Below are 8569 nucleotides of genomic sequence, written 5' to 3' on the forward strand. Positions count from 1 at the left end.
CCTAAGGTATCTTTGGATGGGGTTAGTCTTCCTCCCTATCCAATTTTGGAGTGCCTCTTTTTGTGGTATTGACGGATGAAGAATCAAAGTGGGCAGTCCAGTGAGCTGTCAGCCCTTCCGTGGCTGCAGCTCCTGGTCTGCCAGAGTCCGGACACAGGCAAGGGAGAGGCAGTCTGTACCGGACACAGACTCATTACACAAATCTGTCAGTGATTTCAGCGGTTTTTCCGGCGTTTCGCACTCCGGATGCCCAGCATGGCTGCAAGGCTTGCACCGGCTGCGGTGAAGAATGCGGCAGCACCTGTCACAGCAGCTGTGGGTGTCTTGCCCGGTGTCTTTGTGCCTGCAGAAGTTCCGGGGTTGGCAGCAGCTTTGACCAGAGCCTTTTTCGCGGCTTCCAGCGCCTTGGCAGCTGCATCCACTTTGGCCTGATCGGCTTTCTCGTCGGCAGCAACGGCTTTGGCATCCTTCAGGGCTGCTTCAAAGGCTTTCCAGCTGTCAGCGGTATAACCGGCTTTGTTCAGTTTTTCCGCCTCGGCAATGGCTTTGTTCAAGGCATCTTTGTTTACGGCTGTGGCAGCTGCAGCGGGTTTCAGGTTTTTCACGGCTTCATTCAGCGCTTTCACAGCTGCATCCACCGCTGTCTGATCCGCCTTGTCATCGGCTGCAGCTTCTTTGGCAGCTGCCAGGGCCGTTTCCAGTGCCTTCCAGCTGTCGGTTGTGTACTCTGCCTTGTTCAGCTTTCCGGCTTCGGCAATGACTTTGTTCAGTTCCGTTTTATCCGTCTGTGTCGGTGTTTCCATCTGACGCAGACCGGCTTTGGCGGTTTCCAGATCTGCCAGGGCTTTGTCTACCGCCGTCTGATCAGCCTTATCATCTGCAGCAACTGCCTGCGCAGATTTCAGAGCTGCGGCAAATGCATCCCAGCTTTCCTGTGTATAAGGAGCAGGATCCACTTTGGAGGCATCTTCGATGGCTTTGTTCAGAGCGGTCTTGTCTGCTTCCTTCGGTGTTTCTTCCTTCGGTTTCAGCGCCTTGACCGCTGCATTCAGATCAGCCAGGGCCTTATTCACTGCTGCCTGATCCGCATCCGGGTTTTCCAGCACGGCAATGGCAGCCTGCACGGCTTTGTCAAGTGCAGCCACAGACTCCTCGGTGTATCCGGTCTTGTCCATGTGATCGGCTTTGGCAGTTTCTTCCTTCAGGGCTTCCTTGTCAACGACAGCAGGCTGTTCAGGGGTTGTCACAATGAAGTTTTTGAAGGATGCCTTGCCATCCCACAGACCAAGACCTACATGAGCGGTATCGAAGTGAGAATCCACGTTGTCATAGGTGTGGGTCAGAACTTCTGTTCCATCCACAGATACTTTGACGGTCTTTCCTTCCTTGGCAATGGTGATGTGGTGGTAGTCATCATCGTTCAGCGGGGCATCCAGCTGGACAGAGTCCTCATCCACTCCATCTTTTGCAAACCGGAACAGGCGCAGACTGGCATTGTCTCTCAGCTGTACAGAATAAGCGCCATTATCAAAGGGGCTGCTGTTGGAGCCAAAGAAAATGTTGACCAGACCCCTGGCATATTTCACATCAGTATCAACCGTGTAGTCGCCGTCATAGGTTTCTTTGGACAGCCAGTAGGCATTCTGGCCATGGTTGTCGTTGATCAGCTCATCATTCTCAATGACCCAGTCGCCATTGGTGATGGTATCTTCAATGTTCGTGTTGAAGTTATCCACCTTGACTGCAACCTGGAAGCTGATGGATTTGTCAGGATCGGACTTCATTGTGGCGGTAACGGTGGCTTCACCCGCCTTGATGCCTGTGATCTGCCCCTTGTCGCTGACAGTGACTATATCCTCGTTGTCGGAACTCCAGAGGATATCCTGGGGTGCAGTCACCGGCATCACATAGACATTCAGTTTCTTTGACTTCCCTGTATATAAAGTCTGGTTCAGGGTATCGGTAGACTGAATGGATGTTTCGGCGTCCGCCTTGTCGGTCCAGGTGGATGCCAGGTTGTAAATCTGGATGTCTGCCTGGCAGGGAGCACCTTCCACAACCACAGATGCTCCCTGGGATGTGGGCAGCGGGAAGATCTGGTTGGCACCTGCAACGGTGTAGTTGTTCGTGAAGACTTCCACACTGGAGGCATCCACAAAGACATGCAGATCAATGGAACCATCCGCATTCCGGGTCGCTTTGGTGGTCTGTTTCAGATCGCCCAGTGTCTGAGAGTTGGTTTCAGAGAACTTGCCGGAAATCTGAATGCCGGACTTGGAGCGGTCCAGGGTAATGGCATCCTTTTCCAGGTCATACACCACAAGAGTTTCCTCACCGTTGGAACCGGTGCGTACCTTGAAGCCCACTTTCTTTGTACCTTCCGCCGGCATAAACCGGGAAACGATTTCATAGCTCGTGCCCTGGAAATCCTTCAGCAGGTCGTTGTCCGGGCCCACTGTGGCGGCATAGGTGGTTCCTTCATCGCGAAGACCTGCATAGGCATCAATGGGGGTCTGAGTCAGACGGTAGACACCGTTGGCGTCTTTGATCAGACCGATCTTCAGATGCAGGTTGAATGTTCCGTTGTATTTCTGGTTGACTGTGGAGGCTACCTGGTTGCAGTAGTCATCCCATGTATTCATCCAGTTCAGCTCCACGATTTCCGGAATGGTCGGATTTTCTTCGGTCCCGAAGCTGGAAACGTAATAAGTCATCGCCGCGTAGGAATCCCGGCCGAAGTTCATGACGCCGTCTTTGTCCTTGTAGTAGTCATCCGGCACGAAAGTCCATTTGCCGTTGACTTCCTTCAGATCGCCGACTTTGTAGTAGCGGCCGCCTCTGGACAGGATCCACTTCACCTGACCGTTCACTTCCTGGGGATACAGGTCCGGGCACTCCGTGTGCAGATTCGAATAGGTGCTTTCCACTTTCCAGTTGACCATATCCTCACTGGAGTAGATGCGCAGGGGTCCGCCAGCAACCACCATGAACCACTTGTTCTCCCACTGGAAGACCTTTGGGTCACGGAAGTCCATACTCTGCAGGGGATCATCCGACCAGTCGGCTGCAATCTTGTCCACTTTCTTCCAGGTGTTGCCTTCATCCTCGCTGATAGCCAGCTTGATGCGCTGTCCGTTGCCGTTGACGGTGATGTAGGCAATCAGGCCGCCTTTATCTGTCGAGAACAGCTTGGACGAGTTCGTTTCATCCACGGCAATGCAGCCCGAGAACATCGTGCCATTCATGTCGGGATAGAAGGTGACAGGCTGTTCTTCCCAGTGCACCAGATCCGTGCTCGTGGCGTGCATCCAGTGCATGGGTCCCCACTTGTCGTCATCATAAAACTGATAGAACATGTGGTATTTGCCGTTATATTTCACGAGACCGTTGGGGTCGTTGGCCCAGCCTTCCTTGACGGAGTAGTGGTACTGGCCACGGTAGGGTTCGTTGTAATACTGCGAGTCAGGTCCGAATTTGTGGATATCCAGACGATAGGTCCGGCTGGCCTGGCCATTGGTCACCGTCATGGTGATCCAGTTGATGCCTTCGGCTACCGGAATGTCGTCGCCTTCCTGATAGGTCCTGCCGTCCATTTCGAATGTAACGGAGGAACCATCTGCCTTGTCTGCTGTCAGATAAACTGTCTTCGCATCATTTTTCACATACTGGATCCAGGTGGGAGATTCCGGGAAGAACTGCGCTTTCTTGTCCACGGTGCCATCATTAGAACCCACTGTCACGTCCGTGACTGCCGGTGTGGTCTTTTCATCCAGGTTTTCAAATTTCGTGTTCTGGAAGGTCACTTTGGAGTTCCAGTTCAGCAGGCCATAGTATCCTTCGGTCTTGACAGTACCCTGTCCCAGGTCACCGGGCTGCATGGTGTGGTCACCAATGTTGGCCACCAGCGTATCGTTTACCCAGTACTGCATATTGCCATCAATGCATACCACCTTCAGATGATAGGTATCCGCCTGTTTCACTTCTTTTTCATCAATGAGCTGCAGAGCCTGATCTGCCTGCCAGCGCCAGAATTTGGCTTTGTGACTGCCGGCATCCACATTCACGGCATAACCTTCTTTGCCGTCTTCCGTTTCACTGAAGCGGAACAGCAGACCGGCTGCGCCAGAGTTGGAAGCATAGGTCATGTCGGTTTCGTAAATGAAGTTTTTGCCATTGACACCGGAAATCAGGAAAGTGTCACCCTTGTTGGTGGCATCAGAAACCAGTCCTTCATCAGTGGTGGTCCAGGTGCCTCCTTTGATGGTGGATTCTTCCAGGTTGGTATCCCATTTGCTGTCATCTGTGATTTCGAGCTTTTCATCCGGTACCGACACAGTCCGATCCAGGAACTGGATATTGGAGAACGCGGCTTTGGCGCGGAAGGTAAGCAGACCGACATAGCCCCCCTGCCAGGCCGGGATGGTACCCGAGACACTGTGCATGGTTTCACCCACATTGCCGAATTCATAGGTGAATGAACCATCGGACTTTACATCAATGGCAAGATGAATGGGTTTTTCGGGATCCACATCGCTGGTGTTTCCGCCTCCCAGAATGTCCTGTCCGGCGCCGAATACCCGGAAATAGTCGCTGTTGTTTCTGCGGCGGGTATCCATGTTGGCGGCATACCATTTGGATCCTGGAGTTTTGCGGCTGGCGGCACCGAATACCAGCCTGCGGACATATCCGGTTCCCCATCCTGTCCTTCCAGCAGTTTGACATCGGCTTCGTAATGGAAGTCATTGGCTGCAGTTTTCTGAGATTCCAGCATGGCAAAGTGATCTCCCAGAGCGTCCAGCACCAGGGTACCATCCACAACTTCTGCATTGGCCCCTCCAACATTATTAAAGTTTTCCGGAGCCTGTTCCTGTGCGGTTCTCTTTTCCAGGGCTTCCATGGCTGTCTGCAGGGCCGCCAAGGCTTCATCCACGGCTGTCTGTTCTGCTTTTTCATCCGCTGCCACACTCTGTGCTGCTGTCAGGGCTTCACTGAACGCAGTCCATGTCTCGGCAGTATAGTCGTTCTCACGCAGGGCGGCAGCCTGTTTGATGAGTTTGTTCAGTTCCCGTTTGTCGGTTTCGCCTTCTCCGGGTTCCGGCCGTTTTTCCAATGCAGCCTTCGCTTCTTGCACAGCTGTCAGAGCTGCATCGATTTCTTCCTGGGAAGCAGCAGCCTTTGCCTGGGCAATGGCCGTCTGCAATGCTGCCCAGGTTTCAGGAGTATAGTCGTCTTCCTGCAGCTGGGCGCATTCTTCCAGCAGAGCATCCAGAGTCATTCTGTCCGGTTCGGGAATCACGTCCAGGGTGATGTTGGAGAAGGTGGCTGAGGAGCTGAAAGTCCGCAGTATAAAAGTACCTCCATTATAGCCAGGTCCAAGTGTGGCAGTGCATACTTCAATCGAGTTGATATAATAATGAACCACGTTGTCCAGTCCGACCGAAAGTGTCATCGTGAAAGATTGCGACAGGTCAATCCCATTGTCTGCCAGCCAGGTTGGAGTTGACATATGGATATCTCCACCAAACCCGTTTCCCCACATCCGTGCCGGATCATTGGCGTTTTTGCCATGTACATTGGCCCAGTTGTCAGCAAATCCGATAGCCGCTGACTGCTGCCCTTCTTCAAAATCCAACAGGGTAACTGTAGCATTGAATGTAAAATACTTTGCAGTACCCAGTTCGTCAGCCAGGTTGACATCATTGTCACCGCCAACATTTTCCAGGGTCCGATCAGCTGCTGTCCGTGTTTCTACGGTAGATGCAGTTTCCTCTGCCTGCACAACCAGCGGCTGAATCATGCTGGTCACCGGGGACAATCCCAGGACAGCGGCCAGGGCAGCATTGCCCGAGCGAATCAAAAGCTGTTTTTTGTTCATAATCAAAAACTCTCCCTTTCTGATTAATTTCAGTATCGAAAAAGAGAGCGCTTTTTTGTAGTGATAAATGTCATGAGATGAAGCCGTCCCGGAATTTCCCGAGGTAGTACAAGCGACCAGCATTGAGAAAAAGGCGGTCCCTGTTTGGAAAACCACCCGGTCAGTTCAGCTGCTTTGAATCTTGCGCCTGCTGTGTCAGATGCCGGGTCAGTTTTCGGATTCTGGCTGCAAGTGTTCTGGTCAGGAAGACAATGCGTTCTTCGCTGATGGCGGTCAGTGCAGCTGTATTTCTCATCATTTCACCATATTCATCCGGAAGTCCTGTCAGCCGGGACTAATCAATCGTCTGCAGGGTGCGGATCAGACGCGGATAGGTCTCAAAGTCTTTTGATGTATTGGAAAACAGTTTGCCAGTCACGTTTTCATACGGCAGACGGTCAGTCGGAACTCCGCAGAACATAGACTGTCCGGTGTCAAAGACCGGTACTGTTCTGCCCCATTCCAGAGTTTCCACTTTTCGAATGACCCCAAAATTTCTCAGATGCCGGTCGGTATTCATGAGCAGATAATCCGTGATGAACGTCTCTTCCATATGCTGTCTGGCATTTTCAATACCATGGTCTTCCAGAATACGGATGTAGTGCTCGTACTCACTGACATCATTAGCTTTCTGTTCAGAAGCCACGATCTGATCAGCCGTAATGATTTCTTCGTTGTCGGCAACAAAACCCGGGCAGACTGAGATAAGGGATGTTCTGCGCTTTACAACTGCATAGGGACAATAATCAAATCCCAGCAGCTCACACAGTCTCGAAGCCAGCCACTCATTGACCGGTTCCTGTCCGTAGCTTGTATAGTTGCCTTTCACGAGATACCTCTGTTCTCCCTGGCAGATCCAGGTTTTTGGCACCCTTCCATCCGTGGTGTTGTTGGGCGAATGAAGACTGAGGCTATGCTCCAATTCCTTTTGGTCAGCTCTCTGATTTTCCCAGTGAGACAATCCAGAGATTTTCCGTAGATCCTTGCCTCCCACATTCCTTTTCGATTTCGCCCGAATCCAAATCCAGGATATTTGATTTCATCTGGTCTGGCGACTTTTGACTTACCGGCGTTCACGATCAGTTTCAGTTTCTCTTCCAGGAATCTGGTGAATCTCAGCCCTCTTCTTTCAAGTTCTTTATGCGCCTGGTCGAGATACAAGTTGGCCAGTACCGCTGAAGGGGGTCCTCCCTGGGGAATACCCGCTTTCGTATGGATAACTTCCTTCCTGATCATGACACCTGCAGTGATGAACTTTCTGGTTAAGGCCGTTAGGTCACTGTTCTGAAATGTGTTGTCGATCAGTCGAATCAGTCGATCCTGGTCGACGGTATCGAAGAACTTTCTCAGATTGATGTTGACAACCCAGTCGTACCCGTCGTTAAAAACTCAAGGCCTTTAAAGATTGCCTGTTCGTGTGCAAAGCATTTCCAACTGGTGACAACAAATAGTACGTTTGGCCCTTCGCTCCACTTCCATTACAGAGGCTTCTTCACTGCTACGGCCTCGGCTGACTTCCTGTCATTCGTTGTTACTACAGTTGGTGTGCCCTCGTGGATTGACGGTTCCGACTGCTGACAGGATCTGCCCGGGTACACCGAAGGCGGGCAGAGCCAGGTCATACATCTTTCACTCCATCTACCCGTCGCATTTACCCTATACAGTCTCCCGCAGCTGTTACGATTTGCGCTGGTCGGCACGCTCATCTCCGTATATGGCCTGATGCAATTCGTGTTCCTAGGGTCGAAACTTTGCTGCCGGCTTCTTTCAGAACGCCTGTTACCATGAAGTCCCTTGCCTTAAGCCAGTGGTTAGCGGCTGCGAGGACACACTTTCACAGTGGACTTTCACCACTTAGATGTACGCCATGCCGGACATACTAGTCAAAAAGGACCTGCAGCCACACAGCCGCAGGTCGCTTTTGCATACATCTCTCCTGACAGAATCAGTCTCCCTGGCTGCCATGACAGTCTGCATCAGGCCGAAATCCCGTCCTGTCCGCTTCGGTGATTTCGCGGATCACCCTGCAGGGTACGCCGGCTGCCACCACATTGGCGGGAATGCTTCTGGTCACCACACTCCCCGATCCGATCACGGTGTTGTCTCCGATGGTCACACCCTGGTTGATGTTCACGCCTCCACCCACCCAGACATTGTTGCCGATTTTCACCGGCTTCGCATAACAGCCGCCGGCTACACGCTCGGCGGGATCAATGGCGTGATTCGATGTATAGATCCCTACCCTCGGGCCGAGCAGCACATTGTTGCCGATTTCAATGCCGCCGCCATCGAGCATGACGCAGTCGAAGTTCGCATAGAAGTTGTCGCCAATGGAGATGTTGAAGCCGAATTCGCAGCGGAAGGAAGGCTCGAAATGGGCCCCGTGTCCTACCGACTTAAAAAGCTGACTGAGAATGGCTTCGCGTTCTGCCTGTGGCTGACCGAAGCTGGCATTGTATTCATTGGTGAGAAACACCGCCTGTTCCCTTGCCTGAATGAGTTCCGGTGTCAGGTCGTTGTACATCTTTCCCGCCAGCATGGTTCGGCGCTGTTCTTCCAGAGTCATGACATGATTCCTTTCTGTAGGCTTGTACTTTAAATAACTTGATAGACTACCAAGCTCAGTTAATGGCTTATCACACATAAATAGCGCCA

5 protein-coding genes and 1 pseudogene are annotated in these 8569 nt (G+C 52.1%); all 6 read right to left on the reverse strand.

Features of this window, described 5'->3' with window-relative positions; genetic code table 11:
* Positions 1-215: 215 nt before the first annotated feature.
* Positions 216-4442 carry a GH32 C-terminal domain-containing protein gene (locus tag QZ305_RS11280; protein ID WP_367268832.1) on the reverse strand — a complete coding sequence of 1409 codons (4227 nt, stop codon included), beginning with the start codon at positions 4440-4442 and terminating at the stop codon, positions 216-218.
* Positions 4443-4489: 47 nt separating this feature from the next.
* Complete coding sequence (locus QZ305_RS11285; RefSeq protein WP_294732057.1) at positions 4490-5875, reverse strand: FIVAR domain-containing protein; 1386 nt, start codon at positions 5873-5875, stop codon at positions 4490-4492.
* Positions 5876-6035: 160 nt separating this feature from the next.
* Complete coding sequence (locus QZ305_RS11290) at positions 6036-6173, reverse strand: hypothetical protein (protein WP_178390082.1); 138 nt, start codon at positions 6171-6173, stop codon at positions 6036-6038.
* Positions 6174-6209: 36 nt separating this feature from the next.
* The gene (locus tag QZ305_RS11295; RefSeq protein ID WP_075885489.1) at positions 6210-6743 is read right to left on the reverse strand and encodes a HipA domain-containing protein; all 534 of its coding nucleotides are present in this window, start codon (positions 6741-6743) and stop codon (positions 6210-6212) included.
* A pseudogene (locus QZ305_RS11300) lies at positions 6740-7282 on the reverse strand (reverse transcriptase domain-containing protein); the annotation flags it as partial. The gene QZ305_RS11295 and the pseudogene QZ305_RS11300, both read right to left, overlap by 4 nt.
* 577 nt (positions 7283-7859) lie before the next feature.
* A complete protein-coding gene (locus tag QZ305_RS11305) occupies positions 7860-8480 on the reverse strand; it encodes a sugar O-acetyltransferase (RefSeq protein WP_075885491.1) in 621 nt (206 codons plus the stop codon).
* Between the last annotated feature and the right edge of the window lie 89 nt (positions 8481-8569).

This window comes from uncultured Faecalibaculum sp. (assembly GCF_910588395.1).
Lineage (GTDB): Bacteria > Bacillota_I > Bacilli_A > Erysipelotrichales > Erysipelotrichaceae > Faecalibaculum.

Excerpts from the sequence above, each read along its gene's own strand:
- QZ305_RS11280 (WP_367268832.1), bottom strand. The coding sequence starts at position 4,442 with ATGCACAGTGTCTCGGGTACCATCCCGGCCTGGCAGGGGGGCTATGTC.
- QZ305_RS11285 (WP_294732057.1), bottom strand. The coding sequence starts at position 5,875 with ATGAACAAAAAACAGCTTTTGATTCGCTCGGGCAATGCTGCCCTGGCC.
- QZ305_RS11290 (WP_178390082.1), bottom strand. The coding sequence starts at position 6,173 with ATGATGAGAAATACAGCTGCACTGACCGCCATCAGCGAAGAACGCATT.
- QZ305_RS11305 (WP_075885491.1), bottom strand. The coding sequence starts at position 8,480 with ATGACTCTGGAAGAACAGCGCCGAACCATGCTGGCGGGAAAGATGTAC.